We start from the raw sequence: 18,781 nt of genomic DNA on the forward strand, positions 1-18,781 counted from the left end.
GATATTAGATGAAACACAAAAGCTCGATACATCAGTTCTAATATCTAATATCTAGTAGCTAATATCGTTTTCGGTTTTTCTTACCTTTACGTTAACGTCAACTTGTTTTAAGCTTAACGCCCTCAACCATGACAAGCAAGCAAAAATGAACGCAACAACCATTTACAGCATCGGCGAACTCGCCCGCGAATTCGACATCACCACTCGTAGCATCCGCTTTTACGAGGACCAAGGGCTACTGTCGCCACAGCGACAAGGACAAACACGACTTTATACCAATAAAGACCGGGTGCGGCTGAAACTGATTTTGCGTGGTAAACGGCTTGGATTCTCATTGGCAGAAACCAAAAATTTGTTTGATTTGTATGACATGGAAAATAGCAGCGCGCGCCAGTTGCATACCGTATTAGCGTTGATTGATGACAAGAAAATGTCACTCAAGCAACAACTTGAAGATATTAAGGTTCTCTTAGTGGAACTCACCAACTTAGAAGACCGTTGTCGTGATGAGCTTGCTGATATTGAAGCAAATCAGAGCACAGCGAATTCTGCAGTAACAAATCAGGAGTAAATATGATTAGTCAGTACACCACGTTTAACTTTGGTCTGGGTGAAACCGCCGAGATGATCCGCGAAACTGTGAATGCTTTTGCGCGTGATGAAATTGCACCGCGCGCTGCAGAAATTGACGAAAAGAACGAATTCCCTGCTGATTTGTGGCGCAAAATGGGCGATCTTGGCTTGCTTGGCATGACCGTGCCTGAAAAGTTTGGTGGTTCTGGTTTGGGTTACCTCGAGCACGTGGTTGCCATGGAAGAAATTAGTCGCGCATCAGCATCTGTTGGTCTAAGTTACGGCGCCCATTCCAACTTATGCGTGAACCAAATTGCTCGCAATGGTAACCAAGCGCAAAAAGAAAAGTATTTACCCAAATTATGCAGTGGTGAACATGTTGGCGCATTGGCAATGAGTGAGCCAAATGCGGGTTCGGACGTGGTCAGCATGAAACTGCGTGCCGAGCTACAGGGTGACCATTACGTGCTGAACGGCAATAAAATGTGGATCACCAATGGACCTGACGCTGACGTGTTGGTGGTGTATGCGAAAACTTCGCCAGAGAAAAACTCTCGCGGTATCACAGCATTTATCATTGAGAAAGATTTTGCTGGTTTCAGTACAGCGCAAAAGCTCGATAAGCTCGGCATGCGCGGCTCCAACACCTGTGAGCTCGTCTTCGAAAACTGCAAAGTGCCAGTGGAAAACGTATTGGGTACCTTAGATGGCGGCGTTGAAGTACTCATGAGTGGTCTCGACTACGAACGCGCCGTACTCGCAGCTGGTCCGTGTGGCATTATGCAGGCATGTTTGGATGTGGTGATTCCATACGTTCACGATCGCAAACAATTCGGTAAAGCCATCGGCGAATTCCAACTTGTGCAAGGCAAAGTTGCTGACATGTATACCCGTACCAACGCGGCTCGCGCCTACGTATATGCGGTAGCGCAGTCATGCGATCGCGGTGAAACCACGCGCAAAGACGCCGCAGGTGCAATTTTATATGCCGCAGAATTAGCCACACAATTAGCGCTTGATGCCATTCAATTATTGGGTGGGAACGGTTACATTAATGAGTATCCAACAGGACGCCTCCTGCGTGACGCCAAACTGTACGAAATTGGTGCGGGTACCTCTGAAATTCGTCGTATGTTGATCGGCCGCGAACTTTTCAGCGAATCAGCTTAATTCTGCGCAACTAATTATTAGGAGTCGCTATCGTGACGGTATTAACCAGCACAGTGAACCCAAAAGACGAAACGTTTTTGGCGAATCAACAAGCCATGCAAGAAGTGGTGAATGATTTATTCGCCAAAGCTGAACAAATTAAACAAGGTGGCGGCCCGAAATACCAGGAACGCCATCTGTCTCGCGGTAAATTACTCGCACGCCAACGTATCGAAAAGCTCCTCGACAGCGGTTCACCATTTCTAGAAATTGGTCAATTTGCCGCTTGGGATTGTTACGAAGATTACGTACCTGCAGCCGGTGTGGTTGCGGGTATCGGTCGTGTTGAGGGTGTGCAATGCATGATCGTCGCCAACGACGCCACCGTCAAAGGCGGGACTTATTATCCACTGACGGTGAAAAAGCATTTACGCGCGCAGGAAATTGCAGAGCGTTGCCACCTGCCTTGTATTTATCTCGTTGACTCGGGCGGTGCGAACTTGCCACGCCAAGACGAAGTATTTCCAGATCGGGACCACTTCGGTCGTATTTTCTTTAATCAGGCCAACATGTCCGCCAAAGGAATTCCCCAAATCGCCGTGGTGATGGGCCTGTGTACTGCAGGTGGCGCGTATGTTCCGGCTATGGCGGATGAAAGTATCATTGTTAAAGAACAAGGAACCATCTTCCTTGCCGGGCCTCCGCTCGTCAAAGCAGCAACTGGTGAAGAAGTAAGCGCCGAAGAGCTAGGTGGTGCCGATGTTCACACTCGCGTTTCGGGTGTTGCGGACCACTTTGCGATGAACGATGAGCACGCTTTAGCGTTGGCTCGACGTTCAGTTGCACGGCTGAATTATCAAGGCGCCAAGCCAGTACAGCCAAGCGCAGTAAAAGAACCCCGTTTCGATGCCAAAGAACTCTATGGCATTGTCGGTACCGATCTGCGTAAGCCTTACGATGTGCGTGAAGTCATTGCTCGTATTGTCGACGACTCTGATTTTGACGAATTTAAACAGAATTATGGGAATACCTTGGTCACTGGTTTTGCCCGTATTCATGGCTATCCAGTTGGGATTGTCGCCAACAACGGTATTTTGTTCTCTGAGTCGGCACAAAAAGGCGCGCACTTTATTGAGCTCTGTGCCCAACGCAAAATTCCATTAGTGTTTCTGCAAAATATTACCGGCTTCATGGTGGGTAAAAAGTACGAAGCTGAAGGTATCGCAAAACACGGTGCCAAAATGGTAACCGCAGTAAGTTGCGCACAAGTACCTAAATTCACCGTATTAATTGGCGGCAGTTACGGTGCCGGTAACTACGGCATGTGTGGTCGCGCTTATGACCCGACTCTGATGTTTATGTGGCCAAACGCGCGAATTTCCGTGATGGGTGGTGAGCAAGCCGCTGGCGTGATGGCCCAAGTGACCAAAGACAACTTGGCACGCAAAGGCGAAAGCATGAGCGCAGAAGACGAGCAAAAGCTAAAACAGCCAATTATCGATACCTATGAAAAGCAAGGACACCCCTACTACGCTTCAGCGCGATTGTGGGACGACGGTATCATCGATCCGGCGCAAACGCGCACTGTTTTGGGATTGAGCTTAGCTGCTGCCAACAATGCACCAATTGCCGACACCAAGTTCGGCGTATTCCGCATGTAAAGGAGCGATAGATGGCATATCAAGCAATTGATCTCAGCATAACTGGTCATGTCGCGTACCTGACGTTAAATCGTCCTGAAGTGCACAACGCTTTTGATGATCGCATGATCGCGGAGCTATTAGCTGCGCTCGGCGCAGTTCGTGGTAACGACCACGTTCGAGCTCTGGTTCTGCAATCCAACGGAAAGAATTTTTCGGCCGGCGCGGACTTAGGCTGGATGCGTTCAATGGCAGCGAAAGATTATGATGAGAACATGGCCGACGCCGGCGAGCTTTCGCGCCTAATGCAAGAGCTCGACGAGTTACCGAAGCCAACCATTGCGCTCGTACAAGGTGCAGCATTTGGCGGCGCAGTTGGTTTAGCCGCTTGCTGTGATATCGCGTTGGCGACGCCAGCGAGTAGCTTCTGTTTGAGCGAAGTGAAAATTGGTCTTATCCCAGCAGTGATTAGTCCATATGTCATGCGCGCCATGGGTACTCGCCAAGCGCGCCGTTATATGGTGACGGCCGAACGCTTTGGCGCGGATATGGCGCAGCAGATTGGTTTGGTTCATGAGGTTGTCGATGACCTGCAAACTGCAGTGCGCCCGTTGCTTGATACATTGGTTGGCAACGGTCCTGCCGCGGTTACCGCAGCTAAACAACTTGCACTCGATATCGACCAACAACCCTTGAACGCAGCAACACGGCGCGTGACTATCGAACGTATCGCAGCAATTCGGGTTTCGGCTGAAGGCCAAGAAGGTCTGAGCGCATTTTTAGAAAAGCGCACACCGAACTGGAAAAACACTCAATAATTAAGGAACAGCAATGTTGCAAAAATTGCTAATTGCTAACCGCGGCGAAATCGCTTGCCGCATTATAAAAACGGCTCGACAGCTTGGTATCCGTACCGTAGCTGTTTATTCCGATGCCGATCGTCGTGCGCAGCACGTCCAACTTGCCGACGAAAGCATTCATATCGGCGCGGCACCAAGTGCTGAAAGCTACTTGGTTATCGACAAAATTATTGCCGCAGCCAAGCAGACCGGCGCCGATGCTATCCATCCAGGCTACGGTTTTTTGTCTGAAAACGAAGATTTCGCCGATGCCTGTGCCAGCAACAACATTATTTTTGTTGGGCCACCCACCAGCGCCATTGCGGCAATGGGTTCAAAAAGTGCCGCTAAGGCAATTATGAGTGAAGCCGGTGTGCCACTGGTTCCGGGTTATCATGGCAGCGACCAAAGTGCTGAAATATTGCGCGCTGAAGCCGAGAAGATTGGTTTTCCTGTGTTACTCAAAGCGGCTTATGGCGGCGGCGGTAAAGGGATGCGCGTGGTTGAAAATGCCAAACAATTTGACGAAGCATTAAGCTCAGCCAAACGTGAGGCACAAGCCGCGTTTGGTAATGACAAAATGCTCGTTGAGAAATTTATTGGCAACCCGCGCCATGTTGAAATCCAAGTCTTTTGTGATGAGCACGGCAATGCCGTTTACCTCGCTGAACGTGATTGCTCAGTACAGCGTCGCCATCAGAAAGTCATTGAAGAAGCACCCGCGCCGTCGATGAGCACAAGCACGCGCAAAGCCATGGGTGAAGCAGCTGTTCGTGCTGCACAAGCGATTGATTATGTCGGTGCAGGTACCGTTGAATTCCTGCTCGACACGGACAACAAGTTCTATTTCATGGAAATGAACACCCGCTTGCAGGTTGAACACCCAGTGACCGAAATGGTGACCGGCCAAGATCTTGTTGCTTGGCAATTGATGGTTGCCAGCGGCGCTCCCCTGCCGCTTGCACAAGACCAGATTGAAGTGAACGGCCACTCGTTTGAGGCGCGTATCTACGCTGAAGATCCGGATCACGAATTTTTACCAAGCACTGGCACGTTACACGTCTTACAACCACCACAGAGCAGTGAATATGTGCGTATCGACAGCGGTGTCGTCGCCGGTGATGAAGTGAGTTCGTACTATGACCCAATGATCGCAAAACTCATCGTTTGGGGTGAAAATCGAACCGTCGCGCTACGTCGTCTCATTCAAGCATTGAACGATTATCGCGTGGCTGGTGTGCGCACCAACATCGATTTCTTACGCCGAATTGCCAGCCATAAAAAATTTGGCCAAGCCGAATTGACCACGCGCTTTATCGAGAAGTATGAACACGACTTGTTCCCGGACACCTGTCATCTAGTGAACGATTACGCCGTGATGGCCACGTTGGCCGAACGCTTTGATGAAAAGGCTACAAACAATCAAAACCCGTGGTTTACCCAACATAGTTTTCGCCTAAATCAACCGCGTCAATTCGCATTGAGTTTACAGTTCGGTGATAACTTACATGAAATTCAGCTGGTTGAGCGTGACCAATCATGGTTCCAAGTTGACAGTGATGATGCTTGGCAAGTTGAACGCATCAACGACCAATGGTTCTTCAGTAAAAACGGACATCGTTTCCAAGCGCATATTTTGCGTGCAGAACACGATATTGTCGTGATGACCGAACACGCAAGCTTGCGCTTCAATCGTCACAACGTGACCGATACGCTTGAGCAGGAAACCGCTGCGGGCAGCCTCACTGCACCAATGAACGGTACGGTTGTTCAAGTTATGGTGAAAGCTGGCGATAATGTAACAGCAGATCAAGCACTTGTGATTATGGAAGCGATGAAGATGGAATACACAATTCGCGCACCACGGGATGGCGAAATTGCGCAAGTATTCTATCAAGCTGGCGATTTAGTCAGTGACGGTGCTGAATTAATTAGTTTGAAAGATGAATAAGGACGCTTTATGAGCTTGCCACAACAAGTGAAAATTGTTGAAGTTGGCCCGCGCGACGGCTTGCAAAACGAGCAAGCCGTGCCCGTTGAGGCAAAAATAGAACTTGTTAATGCACTGGCTCATGCAGGGCTGTCTTATATTGAAACGGGTGCCTTCGTAAGCCCCAAATGGGTGCCGCAAATGGCCGATAGCACGGCTGTATTTGCTGGCATTGAACGCCTCGAAGGTCGCACTTATGCTGCGTTGACGCCTAATTTGAAAGGCTTTGAGGCAGCTATCGCGGCAGGTGCCGATGAGGTTGCAATTTTCGGTGCGGCCTCCGAAGCGTTCAGCCAGAAAAATATCAACTGCAGTATTGCTGAGAGCTTAGAACGTTTTGCTCCTGTCATCGAGGCAGCAAAAGCCCGCAACATGAAAGTTCGTGGTTATGTTAGCTGCGTTTTGGGGTGCCCATACCAAGGTGAAGTTGCCCTCAGTGATGTTGCCTATGTGGCGGAACAACTGTGGCAGATGGGCTGCTACGAAGTATCGTTAGGCGATACCATCGGGGTCGGAACGCCGTTACATGCGCAGCGTATGCTCGCGAGCGTTGCCGAGAAAGTACCGATGCAACAATTAGCCCTGCACTTTCATAATACCTATGGCCAAGCCCTAGCAAATATTGCGAGTTGTTTACCAATGGGCGTTGCAACCATCGACAGCGCGGTCGCCGGGCTTGGTGGGTGTCCCTACGCAAAAGGTGCGAGCGGCAACGTCGCCACTGAAGATGTGGTTTACATGCTACATGGCATGGGTATCAACACGGGTATTGATCTGAACCAATTAGTGCAAGCTGGCGCGGCAATTTGTCAGCACTTAAACCACGGGCCGCGCTCAAATGTAGCGCTTGCCGAACTGGCCAAGCGCAACGCTTCATAAACTTGCTCAACAGGAACACAAAATGACAACGAAAATAATGTGGCAACCTGATTCAAGCCAAATTGCAGCCACTCGCATGAATGATTTCATGCAACATATCAGTCGCGCGCAAAACCTTGAGCTAAATTCCTATGCGCAGCTACACGACTGGTCTGTTCAGCATCACGAAACCTTTTGGCGCAACATTTGGGATTATTTTGATGTGCTCGGCGAGGCTGGCGACCGCACGCTAGTTGATGGTAACAAACTCCCGGGTGCACAATGGTTTCCGGATGCGCGGCTGAACTTCGCCGAAAACCTATTGCGTTATCAAGATGACCACATCGCGCTGATTTTTCGAGGTGAAAATGGTGCCCGTCAGCAGCTCACTTACGCTGAATTACGTCATGAAGTAGCGGCGTTAGCTGCTGCGTTCAAGCAACAAGGAGTGGTTGCTGGCGATCGTGTAGCAGCGATGATGCCAAACTGCATTGAAACCATTATTGCGATGCTCGCAACCACCAGCTTGGGTGCCATTTGGTCGAGCTGCTCGCCTGATTTTGGCGTACAAGGGGTTGTCGATCGCTTTGGTCAAATTGAGCCCAAGCTCTTCATCACGGTCGATGGTTACTTTTACAACGGTAAACAACTCGATATCAGCGAAAAAGTTAACGCCATTCGCACCGAATTAAAGACTCTAGAAACCACTATCATTGTCGATTTTGCCGGTCTTGAACATCGTTACGATGCAACATCGGTGGCATGGAATGATTATTTAGACCGCTCAGCAACCACGCTTGAGTTCGTCAAAATGCCATTCAATGCGCCGTTGTATATCATGTTTAGTTCAGGCACTACCGGTGTGCCAAAATGTATCGTGCACGGTGTTGGTGGTACATTACTGCAACATCTAAAAGAACATGCACTGCACACCGATATTGATCGCGATGACGTGTTTTTCTACTTCACCACCTGTGGTTGGATGATGTGGAACTGGCTGGTCTCTGGTCTCGCACAAGGTGCCACGCTGGTATTATTCGACGGCTCACCATTCTATCCAGCCCCTACTGTGCTATGGGATATCGCCGAACAAGAAAAAATTAGCGTGTTCGGTACCAGTGCGAAATATTTGTCTGCGCTTGAGAAAGCCGAATGCACACCGCGGACGACCCATCACCTTGACTCCTTACGGGCTATTTTGACGACCGGTTCGGTACTTGCGCCTGAAAGCTTTGATTATGTGTATCGCGATATCAAAACCAACTTATGTTTGTCGTCAATTTCCGGCGGAACAGACATCGTGTCATGCTTCGCATTAGGTAATCCGATTTTACCGGTATACCGCGGTGAATTGCAGTGCAAAGGGCTCGGCTTAGACGTCCAGGTATGCAACGACAACGGCGAGGCCATCACTCAAGAAAAAGGCGAACTAGTTTGTCGTAATAGCTTCCCTTGCATGCCAATCGGTTTTTGGAATGATGACGACGGTCAACGCTACTTCAATGCCTACTTCGCGCGCTTTGAAAACACTTGGGCACATGGCGACTATGCTGAAATTACCGAGCACGATGGCGTGATCATTTACGGTCGTTCAGATGCTGTATTGAATCCAGGTGGCGTCCGCATCGGTACTGCAGAAATTTATCGCCAAGTTGAAAAGATTGATAGCGTGCTCGAAAGTATCGCCATCGGTCAACGTTGGCAAGATGATGAACGCGTTGTTTTGTTCGTGCGCTTGCGCGACGGCGTTACACTCGACGAGCAATTGGAACAAGACATTCGTAAAATCATTCGAAGCAACGCAACGCCAAGACACGTGCCCGCCATTATCGCACAAGTCACCGACATACCGCGTACCATTAGCGGAAAAATCGTTGAGTTAGCCGTGCGCCAAGTCGTCCATGGTGAAACCGTTAAAAACACTGATGCTTTAGCGAATCCTGAAGCGCTCGAGCAGTTCCGCAATCGCGCCGAACTGAACCAATAGGAATACTGGCATGAAGCAATGGCGCTCGTTGATCATCACTGCCGCAGTTGGACTTGTACTTACCATTGCGGCAGCACTGCTGCTTGAACAGTATGACCACAAGCGCATTGCTGAACGTATGCGCGCCGATGCGCAAAGTTTAGAAGGGAATGTGCGCGGTAGCTTAATTCGCTTGCTTTATGCCGGTGAAATTGCCGGCGAATTATTAAAAGTAAGCGACAACGAGCCAGCACAATTACTGCCACAACTGCGCCGCGCAGTGAATTCGTTCTATCAATCAGTGCAGCATATTACAGTGCTCGATCAACAACTCAACTTTGTTGATCAAGAACTCTTAAATGGTCCCGAAGAAATTATCATTGAAAGCTATCAAGGAAACCCTGAGCAACGACTCGAATTACAACAGTCCAACAACACGACAGTGTTGATGCCTGCACTGAACCTCTCACTTAAGCCCCATGACTTAGCGTTATTCTTGCCAATAATGAATGTCGACCAACATTATTACGTGGCGATGGTGATTGATGCGCAAGAACTGTTAAAAAGCACCATTCATCATCACATTATTGAAGGCTATCAAGTTGAGGTAAAACAGAATAATGAAACCATTTATACGTTTGCTGGTAACAGTGAATTAAAAAACGAATGGAATACTGAATTTACAATTCGCGTTGCTGATCAACAGTGGCAATTTATGGTTTGGCCAACGCCTTTAAAATTCTCCGAAATGCATGTTGTGAATTCATATATTGTACCGTTGCTAGGTATGTTTATGACCGGCTTTTTTATGGTACTCGTGTCACGTATTAAGCTTCAGCAGCAACGTTACGACAGACTTAAATTAAATAACGAAGAGTTAAATCGACAGTTACAAAAGCGTGACGAAATTGAGAAACAACTCGCCTATTTATCAGAACATGATGCGTTAACGGAAGTCCCCAACCGCAACGCCCTGCTCCGCTATTTACAAGAACGCTTACCTGAACTTGCCATTCGCCAAGGTCAGTTGGTCGCCATTCAACTTAACGTTGATCATTTTAAAGAAATCAATAACGCTCTGGGTCACAAAATTGGCGATGAACTATTGCGTCGCCTCGCGCACCGTATTCAACGCTGCCCAATCACCTTTGACTTTATTGCCAGAATTGGTGGCGATGAGTTTTTAGTCGTCAAAGAAGGCGTTACCACAGACCAACAAGCCACTGAAATCGCTGATCAATTAGTGCGTATTGTGAAACCTGAGTTTTATATCAATAGCCATGAAGTGTATGCCTCGGCTTCGTTAGGAATTGCGTTTGCCAACGATGCTGACTTTGATGCAGATAATCTTTTACGACACACCGATGCTGCATTAAATCAGGCAAAGAAATCAGATTACCACGGCATCACAATTTACAACCGTACGCATCAGTCAGAGCTATCCAAGCGTCAATTCTTGCTCGAGCAATTGCATAAAGCCGTAGAAGCCCACCGCGTCGAAGTGCACTACCAGCCTATTTTTGACCTTCGCTCAAAGCATGTCACAGGCTTAGAAGCGCTTATGCGCTGGCGCCAAGACGACGGTGAGCTCGCCTTACCGGAAGAATTTTTATCGTTAATTGAAGACACCGGTTTAATTGTTCCTTTAACCGATAATTTGTTGAAACGCGTTCTCAACGATTATCGCGAATGGCTCGCGGCTGGTTATTCACAATTAACCATTCATATCAATTTATCGGGTAAACAACTGGCCTTGCCTGAACTCCCTGAGTTACTGCGAACCAACTTGCGTCGCTACAATGTCCCGCCAGAGAATTTATACATCGAAATTCGCGAAGAGCTGTATTGTAGCCATGCCTGCCAAGAAGACGGTGTATTAGCAAAACTGCGGGCCATTGGCGTTAAATTGACCGTCGATGGTACCGGTCTCAACTTTATTACCATGAAAGCAATGCAGTTATGTCCGCCATACTTGCTGAAAATCAGTCAAGCGCTACTCTCAGACATACCGCACAATAAAGTACAGGCGTTGATTGCCGACACCATGATAAAATTTGCCCATGAGCGCGGCATTCACATTTGCGCCGTGGGTGTAGAAACACAACAACAAATTGATTTTTTATTGCAGCGTGATTGTTTATTAGCGCAAGGTTACTTCCTCGCGCGCCCTGTTCCTGCAGAACAAGTTAAAGGTATGCTCGAACAGCCCGAACCCACAAATAATGACACGCCTTTTCAGGAGTAAACTATGCAACGCGAAAGTATGGAATTTGATGTCGTCGTCGTTGGTGCAGGCCCTGCGGGCTTAAGTTGTGCCATTCGTCTCGCTCAACAAGCGCAAGAGAACAACCAAGAACTGATGATTTGCGTGGTCGAAAAAGGCTCAGAAGTTGGTGCGCATATCTTGTCTGGCGCCGTGTTTGAACCGCGTGCACTTAACGAATTAATCCCAGACTGGAAAGAGCGTGGCGCGCCGTTAAATACAGCCGTAACTGGCGATGACATTATGCTGTTCAAAAGCGCGGAATCGGCAACCAAGTTACCGGGCTTTATGGTACCCAAAACATTCCATAACAAAGGCAATTACATCGCCAGTATGGGCAATGTCTGTCGTTGGCTCGCAGAGCAAGCTGAGCAACTGGGCGTCGAAATTTTCCCTGGCTTTCCGGCTGCCGATATTATCGTTGAAGACGGCCGCGTCGCTGGCATTATTACCGGTGATATGGGGATTGATAATAAAGGTGAACAAAAACCTGGCTTTGAGCCTGGCATGGAATTGCGTGCGAAATATACCGTATTCGCTGAAGGTTGCCGCGGCCATTTAGGCAAACGTTTGCAACAACAGTTTAATCTTGCCGAAGGTAAATCACCGCAACATTACGCCATTGGTTTCAAAGAAATTTGGGATATTCCAGCCGAACAGCATCAGCCTGGTCTCGTAGTACACAGCACCGGCTGGCCACTTACTGACGATGCGAGCGGCGGCGGTTATCTATATCACGCTGAAGACGGCCAAGTGTATGTTGGTCTGATTGTCGATTTAAACTATAGCAACCCATATCTGAACCCGTTCGGTGAGTTCCAGAAATTTAAAACTCATCCAAAAATCGCTAAAACACTACAAGGTGGCAAACGCGTTACTTATGGCGCACGCGCCATTGCTAAAGGCGGTTTCTATTCACTACCGAAAATGACCTTTGCTGGTGGTGTCTTAGTTGGCTGTAATGCGGGTACATTAAACTTTGCCAAAATTAAAGGGAACCACACGGCAATGAAATCGGGTATGTTGGCTGCGGAAAGCATTTTCGCGGCGCTGCAACATGACGAAGCACCAGCAGTGCTTCCTGATTTTGCTGAGCGTTTTGAAAAGTCTTGGTTATACGATGAGCTGTATCGTTCACGTAATTTTGGCCCCGCAGTACACAAATTTGGTACGATTTTAGGCGGCGCTTATAACACCATCGATCAGAACTGGTTTGGTGGTAAATTACCGTTCACGATTAAAGATGATCACGCTGACTATAGCCAGATGCGTAAAGCCAGCGAATGTCAGCCGCTTGAATATCCAAAACCGGATAATAAATTGACCTTTGATCGGTTATCTTCAGTATTTCTTTCAAATACGAATCATGAAGAAGATCAACCTTGTCACCTTCAATTAAAAGATAGTTCGATTCCATTAAAAGTTAATCTGCCAGAATACGCTGAACCGGCACAACGTTATTGTCCGGCTGGCGTTTATGAAGTCGTTGAAGAAAATGGCGAAGCAGTATTTAAAATAAACGCGCAAAACTGCATTCACTGTAAAACTTGCGATATTAAAGATCCGTCGCAAAACATTACTTGGGTAACGCCTGAAGGCACCGGTGGTCCGAACTACCCGAATATGTAATTTATTTAAATGAATTAACTTTGTGTGTAAGATATTTAAGACAAATTTTTAAGATTGTCGTCTTATTAAACTCTGTATTAAATTAATTACACACATTGTTAATAACTTGGAATAAATATGAGCGAGTTTTTGAAAATCTTAACCCATGGACGACGTTTAAAGGCAGCAGTAAAGGATTTATCTGTCACTGAATTAGAAGAAGTACGCGAAAAATTGAATAAAGTTATCGAAGATCGCCGCGAAGAAGAAGCCGAGCTGAGAAAACTTGAAGCTGAAAAACAACGCAAAATCGATGAAGTAAAACGCTTTATTGATGAAGCTGGCATTGAATTATCTGAACTCGTTGGCGAAGTAGCAACGACAACGAAAACCCCAAAGAAGCGCGCACCGAAGCCACCTAAATACGAAATTACCGATGCTGAGGGTAATCACGTGACTTGGACTGGACAGGGCCGTATGCCAAAAGCATTAAAGGCAGCTGTTGATTCAGGTCAGCCGTTAGAAAAGTTTCTAATTAAATAAAAACTTATTATATAAAAAAAGCCCCGTTCAAACGGGGCTTTTTCTTTAAACAAACTTAATCAATGATTAATGCACGTGAATATTGATATCACCTACGCCGGCATCAACGTTCACTCGGTGAGTACCTGACGAAGTCGCACGACTATTCGCTGTCATGAGAAAACGATTATTCTCAATGTTGCCCATACCTTTAATTGAACTATCACCTACGCCAACATCGGTTTTAATAGTTTTATAATCGCCATAGATATCTAAATCAACTTCACCAACACCCAAATCAATTTGAATGTTTGTGGTCCATAAATCGCCACTAATTTCACCCACACCTAAATCAGTCTCTACACGGCTAACCTTTGGCATTTTAATAACCCAATCCAATTGAATGCCGTCTTGATTTGGAACCCGTAACGTGAGTTGATCGCCTGATTGTTCTGCAACTAATTCAGCGTCCTCAACGTTACCGTCTTTGTCAAAAACCGTATCATCGTCTTTGTAAGCACGAACTGAAACTTCCATCACATCGCCTTCACTGCGTTCAAACTTGATGGTGCCAACGCCTGAATCAAAATTCAGTTCAGTGGCACTGGTCACACTATACTCGGCATTCATGTGCTTCTCATGCTGCTGTGCGCTGGCGGTAAATGGCAAACTGATCACGGTAATACCAGCAATCATTCCTAATGCAATACTCCAAGTGGTGCGTTGACGGTTCATTGTTGTTGTCTCCCTAATGATTCATATTGTCATCGTCGTTATGTGACGTAAAAATTTCACTCGAAGTTTATAAAGCAATTATCATGCCAATTATTTTTAATATAATTATCAGGAGGTTACACAAAATGAGTGTCTTATTTAATTATTATAAATTAGTCAAAATCACAAAATTATGCTGAAATAACTCAAATTTAATTCAGTCAGAAACGCCAATCATGTCCGAGCATCAGCACAGCCAGTCTCATGTTGTTGAACCCATAGGATTCATCGAGTCACCTTATACCGAGAAATTTGCGGTACCACGACAACCAGGGTTGGTGCCAGCAGCTACTGCTCGGATTGTTTTGCACGGTGACTATGCGAACCCTGACTGTGTGCGTGGGCTGACCGAGTTTTCACACATTTGGGTACTGTTTCTATTTCACCAGACCACTGCGCAAGGTTGGAAGCCATTAGTGCGCCCACCGCGGCTCGGCGGCAATGAAAAGCGCGGTGTTTTTGCAACCCGTTCAACTTTTCGTCCCAATAATCTCGGAATGTCGGTGGTGAAAGTAATTGGCATCACGTATCGCGACAAACAAACGATTATCGAAGTACAAAGCGCTGATTGGGTGAACCACACGCCAGTGATTGATATTAAGCCCTATGTACCCTATGCCGATGCGATACCTGAAGCCGTTGGCGGATTTGCTCCGTCAGCACCTGAACAATCTCTAGCAACAACGTTTAGTGCGGATGCACAGCAACAGTTACAACAGCTAAATCAGCAATATCCAGAGTTACAGGCGTTGATTTCACAAGTGCTTGCGCAAGATCCCCGCCCTGCCTATCAACAAAATGATACTGCTGAACGCGAATACGGTATGACCCTATACGACGTAAATATCCGTTGGCAGGTGAAGAATCAACAAAATCACGTAATAAGTATCAGTAAAGGCTTTTGACACAGGCCCGCTACTGATAGAATTTCATCCCAATAACACCATTGGAATTTTGCTGGAATTTGAGGATCACATGCGTACCAGCCAATATTTATTAGGAACATTAAAAGAAACCCCTGCCGATGCCGAAGTCATCAGTCATCAATTGATGCTGCGCGCCGGTATGATTCGCAAAGTTGCTGCTGGCCTCTATACGTGGACACCGACCGGCTTGCGCGTACTCCGCAAAGTTGAACGAGTGGTTCGCGAAGAAATGGAACGCGCCGGCGCTTTAGAAGTTCTTATGCCAATGGTTCAACCCGCTGATTTATGGGAAGAGTCTGGTCGCTGGAATGACTATGGTCCAGAATTGTTACGCTTACATGATCGGAACCATCGTGATTTTGTATTGGGACCAACCCACGAAGAAGTGATAAGCGAATTAGCGCGCAAAGAGATTAGTAGCTATAAGCAACTGCCACTGAATTTATTCCAAATTCAGACCAAATTTCGTGATGAAATTCGTCCGCGGTTCGGTGTCATGCGTTCACGCGAATTCATCATGAAAGACGCTTACTCATTCCATCTTGACCAAGAGAGCTTGCAACAAACGTACGACGTGATGCATGCAGCCTACTGCCGTATTTTCGAGCGTTTAGGTCTAGATTATCGTCCAGTGATAGCTGACACCGGTTCAATCGGTGGTAGTTCATCGCACGAGTTCCATGTTTTAGCGAGCTCAGGTGAAGATGATATCGCCTTCTCAGATAGCTCTGATTACGCCGCGAACGTCGAAATGGCAGAAGCCGTCGCTCCTACCGGCAACCGCCCTGCGCCGTCTGCGGCAATGGAAAAAGTTGCAACGCCAGATGCGAAAGCAATCGCAGCGCTGGTCGAGCAATTTAAGTTACCGATTGAGAAAACGGTAAAAACACTGATCGTTCACGGTGCTGAAGAAGGTCAATTGGTTGCCTTAATGATTCGCGGTGACCATGAATTGAACGAAATTAAAGCAGCCAAACATCCATTGGTTGCCAGCCCATTAGTGTTTGCCAGCGATGAAGAAATTCGAGCAGCGATTGGCGCCGGCCCAGGTTCATTAGGACCAGTTAATTTGCCAATGCCATTGATTATTGACCGAAGTGTTGCCGTACTTGCAGATTTTGCAGCCGGCGCTAACGACGATGGCTACCATTACTTCAACATCAACTGGGAACGTGACGTTGCGCTGCCTGAAACGTTCGATTTGCGTAACGTGGTTGCCGGTGATCCAAGCCCATGCGGTCAAGGAACCTTGCAAATTAAGCGAGGTATTGAAGTTGGCCATATCTTCCAGCTGGGTAAGAAATATTCAGAAGCTATGAAAGTCGGCGTGTTGACGGAGACGGGTAAACACGAAACCTTAACCATGGGTTGTTATGGTATCGGCGTGTCACGCATCGTAGCTGCTGCTATTGAGCAAAACCACGATCAATACGGCATCATCTGGCCTAACGCATTAGCGCCATTCCAGGTTGCGTTGGTTCCAATGAATATGCACAAGTCAGCACGTGTACAAGAAGTTGCTGAGAAGCTCTATAACGAGTTAACGGCAGCTGGTATCGAAGTCTTATTCGATGACCGCAAAGAGCGCCCTGGCGTGATGTTCGCTGATCTTGAATTGATTGGGATTCCCCATCAAATCGTGATTGGTGAGCGTAATCTGGATGAACAAGCCGTTGAGTACAAGTCGCGTCGTAGTGGCGACAAAGAAAAACTGGCGATCGATGCAGTATTGGAGCATTTGCAAAGCAAGCTCTAATTGTTCGCTGACCTATACGCATTGTCATTACAAATAAAAAAGCCCGAATTTAATTCGGGCTTTTTTGTCTCTTTGTGACCGCACAATTAGCTTTCGGAACCAGCCAACGGCTCAACATAATGCAAGTGCATATCCCACGGGAAGTGAATCCATGTTTCTTGCTCTAAGTCAGCAACGTAATCATCAACCAGTTGCATACCTGCTGGCTTTGCGTAAACCGTGATGAATTTTGCTTTAGGAAAGCGCTCACGTAAAAACTTCAGTGTATTGCCGGTATCAACCAAATCATCAATCACCAAGAAGCCTTCGCCATCGTCGGTGGCGTTTACGTCTTTCAACATGGTCACGCTGTCGCGTTGGCTATCATGGTCATACGAACTCACACACACTGAATCGACCACACGTACGTTCAACTCACGCGCAACAATTGCCGCAGGTACAAGTCCACCGCGACTCACCGCAATAATACCACGCCATTGCTCTGCTGGTAACTGACGACGCGCCAGTTCCTTTGTGGCCCGATGTAACTCTTCCCACGATACGAAAAACTCGCGATTTGAATGCCATCCCATAGTGATTACCCCAACCAAATAAATTTAGCGACAAACAGCGCTGCTAAGATTGCAACACTCCAATTTAATTCACGCATTTTACCGCCGAGCGCTTTCACCACCACGTAGCTTATAAAGCCTAGGGCGATGCCATCAGCAATCGAAAACGTCAGCGGCGTCATCAACAATACAACGGCTACCGGAGCCGCTTCGGTAATGTCGTCCCAATCGACGGAACGCAGTGTGAACAACATCAATACCGACACATAGATAATTGCGCCAGCCGTGGCATAAGCAGGCACCATACCTGCTAGCGGTGCAAAAAATATTGCTAAAACAAACAACAAGCCAACCACAACAGCAGTCAGTCCGGTTTTACCGCCCGACGCTACCCCTGAGGCTGATTCAACATAACTGGTTGTCGTTGAAGTACCCAAAGCGGCACCGGCAATGGTCGCCGTGCTATCGGCCATTAATGCGCGCTCAAGCCGTGGTAATGAGCCATCTGGTTTGGCTAAGCCAGCACGCTGAGCAACAGCCATTAACGTGCCTGAGGTATCGAATAAATCAACGAACAAAAATGCAAAAATAACGCTTAACATGGCAACGTCAAAGGCAGCCGCAATGTCCATTTGCATGAATGTCGGCGCTAAGCTTGGCGGTGCTGCAACAATGCCATTGTACTGCACATCACCCAGTAAAAAGCCGGCCACGGTCACTAAAAGTATACTAATAAGTGCCGCACCTTGAATGCCGCGCGCAACCATACCAATAATCAAAAAGAAGCCAGCACCGGCAAGCAATACCGACAGTTGCGACATGTCACCAAGCGATACTAACGTCGCGTTATCGGCAACAATAATGTTCGCGTTTTTTAAACCAATGAGCGCCAGAAATGCACCAATACCGGCGGCAATCGCCAACCTTAGTGTGACGGGAATCGAGTTGATGATCCATGAACGAATCCGCAACGCCGAGAGCAAGAAAAATAAAATACCAGAGAAGAACACAGCGCCCAGTGCGGTTTGCCAGGTGTAGCCCATACCTAACACAACGCTATAGGTAAAGAATGCGTTGAGACCCATGCCCGGTGCTAACGCGACCGGATAATTCGCCCATAACCCCATCACCAAACAACCAATGGCTGCGGCCAAACAAGTTGCGACAAACACGGCACCATAGTCCATCCCAGCTTGGCTGAGCATGGAAGGGTTCACGAAAATAATATACGCCATGGTTAAAAACGTCGTGATACCCGCAATCACTTCACGTTTTACCGTACTTCCTTGCGCTTTGATTTGAAACAATCGCTCCAATAAAGCCTGCATAAGCCCCCACTCTCGCTCTGCTGATTAAAAAATTGCGG

The 18,781-nt window shown here is 47.4% G+C and carries 15 protein-coding genes; 12 read left to right on the plus strand and 3 right to left on the minus strand.

Translation table 11 applies throughout. From position 1 onward, the window contains the following. Positions 1–145: 145 nt before the first annotated feature. The 10 genes from BM292_RS03495 (at position 146) to BM292_RS03540 (ending at position 13,429) form a co-directional block, all read left to right on the plus strand. Positions 146–571, plus strand: coding sequence for a MerR family transcriptional regulator (locus BM292_RS03495; RefSeq protein ID WP_092855331.1), 426 nt, complete (start codon positions 146–148; stop codon positions 569–571). Between the two features lie 2 nt (positions 572–573). Further along, positions 574–1,743: an isovaleryl-CoA dehydrogenase gene (locus tag BM292_RS03500; protein ID WP_092855333.1), complete on the plus strand. Its 1,170-nt coding sequence runs from the start codon at positions 574–576 to the stop codon at positions 1,741–1,743. A 32-nt stretch (positions 1,744–1,775) separates the two neighbouring features. Beyond that, complete coding sequence (locus tag BM292_RS03505; RefSeq protein WP_092855335.1) at positions 1,776–3,383, plus strand: carboxyl transferase domain-containing protein; 1,608 nt, start codon at positions 1,776–1,778, stop codon at positions 3,381–3,383. Between the two features lie 11 nt (positions 3,384–3,394). Next, on the plus strand, positions 3,395–4,180 hold the full coding sequence (locus BM292_RS03510) for an enoyl-CoA hydratase-related protein (protein ID WP_092855337.1): 786 nt from the start codon (positions 3,395–3,397) through the stop codon (positions 4,178–4,180). Between the two features lie 13 nt (positions 4,181–4,193). Continuing rightward, on the plus strand, positions 4,194–6,152 hold the full coding sequence (locus BM292_RS03515) for an acetyl/propionyl/methylcrotonyl-CoA carboxylase subunit alpha (protein WP_092855339.1): 1,959 nt from the start codon (positions 4,194–4,196) through the stop codon (positions 6,150–6,152). Between the two features lie 9 nt (positions 6,153–6,161). Then, a complete protein-coding gene (locus BM292_RS03520) occupies positions 6,162–7,070 on the plus strand; it encodes a hydroxymethylglutaryl-CoA lyase (protein ID WP_092855341.1) in 909 nt (302 codons plus the stop codon). A gap of 22 nt (positions 7,071–7,092) precedes the next feature. Beyond that, a complete protein-coding gene (locus BM292_RS03525; protein ID WP_092855343.1) occupies positions 7,093–9,036 on the plus strand; it encodes an acetoacetate--CoA ligase in 1,944 nt (647 codons plus the stop codon). A gap of 10 nt (positions 9,037–9,046) precedes the next feature. Further along, positions 9,047–11,260: a bifunctional diguanylate cyclase/phosphodiesterase gene (locus BM292_RS03530; RefSeq protein ID WP_092855345.1), complete on the plus strand. Its 2,214-nt coding sequence runs from the start codon at positions 9,047–9,049 to the stop codon at positions 11,258–11,260. 3 nt (positions 11,261–11,263) lie between these two features. Then, positions 11,264–12,907: an electron transfer flavoprotein-ubiquinone oxidoreductase gene (locus BM292_RS03535; protein ID WP_092855347.1), complete on the plus strand. Its 1,644-nt coding sequence runs from the start codon at positions 11,264–11,266 to the stop codon at positions 12,905–12,907. A gap of 117 nt (positions 12,908–13,024) precedes the next feature. Continuing rightward, the gene (locus tag BM292_RS03540; protein ID WP_092855349.1) at positions 13,025–13,429 is read left to right on the plus strand and encodes an H-NS family histone-like protein; all 405 of its coding nucleotides are present in this window, start codon (positions 13,025–13,027) and stop codon (positions 13,427–13,429) included. 66 nt (positions 13,430–13,495) lie between these two features. Here BM292_RS03540 and BM292_RS03545 read toward each other — a convergent pair whose 3' ends face one another. Beyond that, positions 13,496–14,143, minus strand: coding sequence for a toast rack family protein (locus BM292_RS03545; protein ID WP_092855351.1), 648 nt, complete (start codon positions 14,141–14,143; stop codon positions 13,496–13,498). 215 nt (positions 14,144–14,358) lie between these two features. Here BM292_RS03545 and tsaA point away from each other — a divergent pair, with 215 nt between their 5' ends. After that, positions 14,359–15,087 carry a tRNA (N6-threonylcarbamoyladenosine(37)-N6)-methyltransferase TrmO gene (gene tsaA, locus BM292_RS03550; RefSeq protein ID WP_092855353.1) on the plus strand — a complete coding sequence of 243 codons (729 nt, stop codon included), beginning with the start codon at positions 14,359–14,361 and terminating at the stop codon, positions 15,085–15,087. A 70-nt stretch (positions 15,088–15,157) separates the two neighbouring features. Beyond that, positions 15,158–16,864 (plus strand): proline--tRNA ligase, encoded by a 1,707-nt coding sequence (locus tag BM292_RS03555; protein ID WP_092855355.1) that lies wholly within the window; start codon positions 15,158–15,160, stop codon positions 16,862–16,864. A gap of 86 nt (positions 16,865–16,950) precedes the next feature. Here BM292_RS03555 and gpt read toward each other — a convergent pair whose 3' ends face one another. Further along, the gene (gene gpt, locus BM292_RS03560) at positions 16,951–17,436 is read right to left on the minus strand and encodes a xanthine phosphoribosyltransferase (protein WP_092855357.1); all 486 of its coding nucleotides are present in this window, start codon (positions 17,434–17,436) and stop codon (positions 16,951–16,953) included. Between the two features lie 5 nt (positions 17,437–17,441). Next, positions 17,442–18,743, minus strand: a complete 1,302-nt coding sequence (locus BM292_RS03565) for an NCS2 family permease (RefSeq protein ID WP_092855359.1) — start codon at positions 18,741–18,743, stop codon at positions 17,442–17,444. Between the last annotated feature and the right edge of the window lie 38 nt (positions 18,744–18,781).

The sequence above is a fragment of the Pseudidiomarina tainanensis genome, from assembly GCF_900115255.1.
Lineage (GTDB): Bacteria > Pseudomonadota > Gammaproteobacteria > Enterobacterales > Alteromonadaceae > Pseudidiomarina > Pseudidiomarina tainanensis.

Bases quoted from the DNA above. Each gene is read 5' to 3' on its own strand.
- BM292_RS03530 (WP_092855345.1), top strand. From the start codon at position 9,047: ATGAAGCAATGGCGCTCGTTGATCATCACTGCCGCAGTTGGACTTGTA.
- BM292_RS03500 (WP_092855333.1), top strand. From the start codon at position 574: ATGATTAGTCAGTACACCACGTTTAACTTTGGTCTGGGTGAAACCGCC.
- BM292_RS03545 (WP_092855351.1), bottom strand. From the start codon at position 14,143: ATGAACCGTCAACGCACCACTTGGAGTATTGCATTAGGAATGATTGCT.
- gpt (WP_092855357.1), bottom strand. From the start codon at position 17,436: ATGGGATGGCATTCAAATCGCGAGTTTTTCGTATCGTGGGAAGAGTTA.
- BM292_RS03565 (WP_092855359.1), bottom strand. From the start codon at position 18,743: ATGCAGGCTTTATTGGAGCGATTGTTTCAAATCAAAGCGCAAGGAAGT.
- BM292_RS03510 (WP_092855337.1), top strand. From the start codon at position 3,395: ATGGCATATCAAGCAATTGATCTCAGCATAACTGGTCATGTCGCGTAC.
- BM292_RS03555 (WP_092855355.1), top strand. From the start codon at position 15,158: ATGCGTACCAGCCAATATTTATTAGGAACATTAAAAGAAACCCCTGCC.
- BM292_RS03520 (WP_092855341.1), top strand. From the start codon at position 6,162: ATGAGCTTGCCACAACAAGTGAAAATTGTTGAAGTTGGCCCGCGCGAC.
- BM292_RS03535 (WP_092855347.1), top strand. From the start codon at position 11,264: ATGCAACGCGAAAGTATGGAATTTGATGTCGTCGTCGTTGGTGCAGGC.
- BM292_RS03515 (WP_092855339.1), top strand. From the start codon at position 4,194: ATGTTGCAAAAATTGCTAATTGCTAACCGCGGCGAAATCGCTTGCCGC.
- BM292_RS03525 (WP_092855343.1), top strand. From the start codon at position 7,093: ATGACAACGAAAATAATGTGGCAACCTGATTCAAGCCAAATTGCAGCC.
- BM292_RS03495 (WP_092855331.1), top strand. From the start codon at position 146: ATGAACGCAACAACCATTTACAGCATCGGCGAACTCGCCCGCGAATTC.
- tsaA (WP_092855353.1), top strand. From the start codon at position 14,359: ATGTCCGAGCATCAGCACAGCCAGTCTCATGTTGTTGAACCCATAGGA.
- BM292_RS03540 (WP_092855349.1), top strand. From the start codon at position 13,025: ATGAGCGAGTTTTTGAAAATCTTAACCCATGGACGACGTTTAAAGGCA.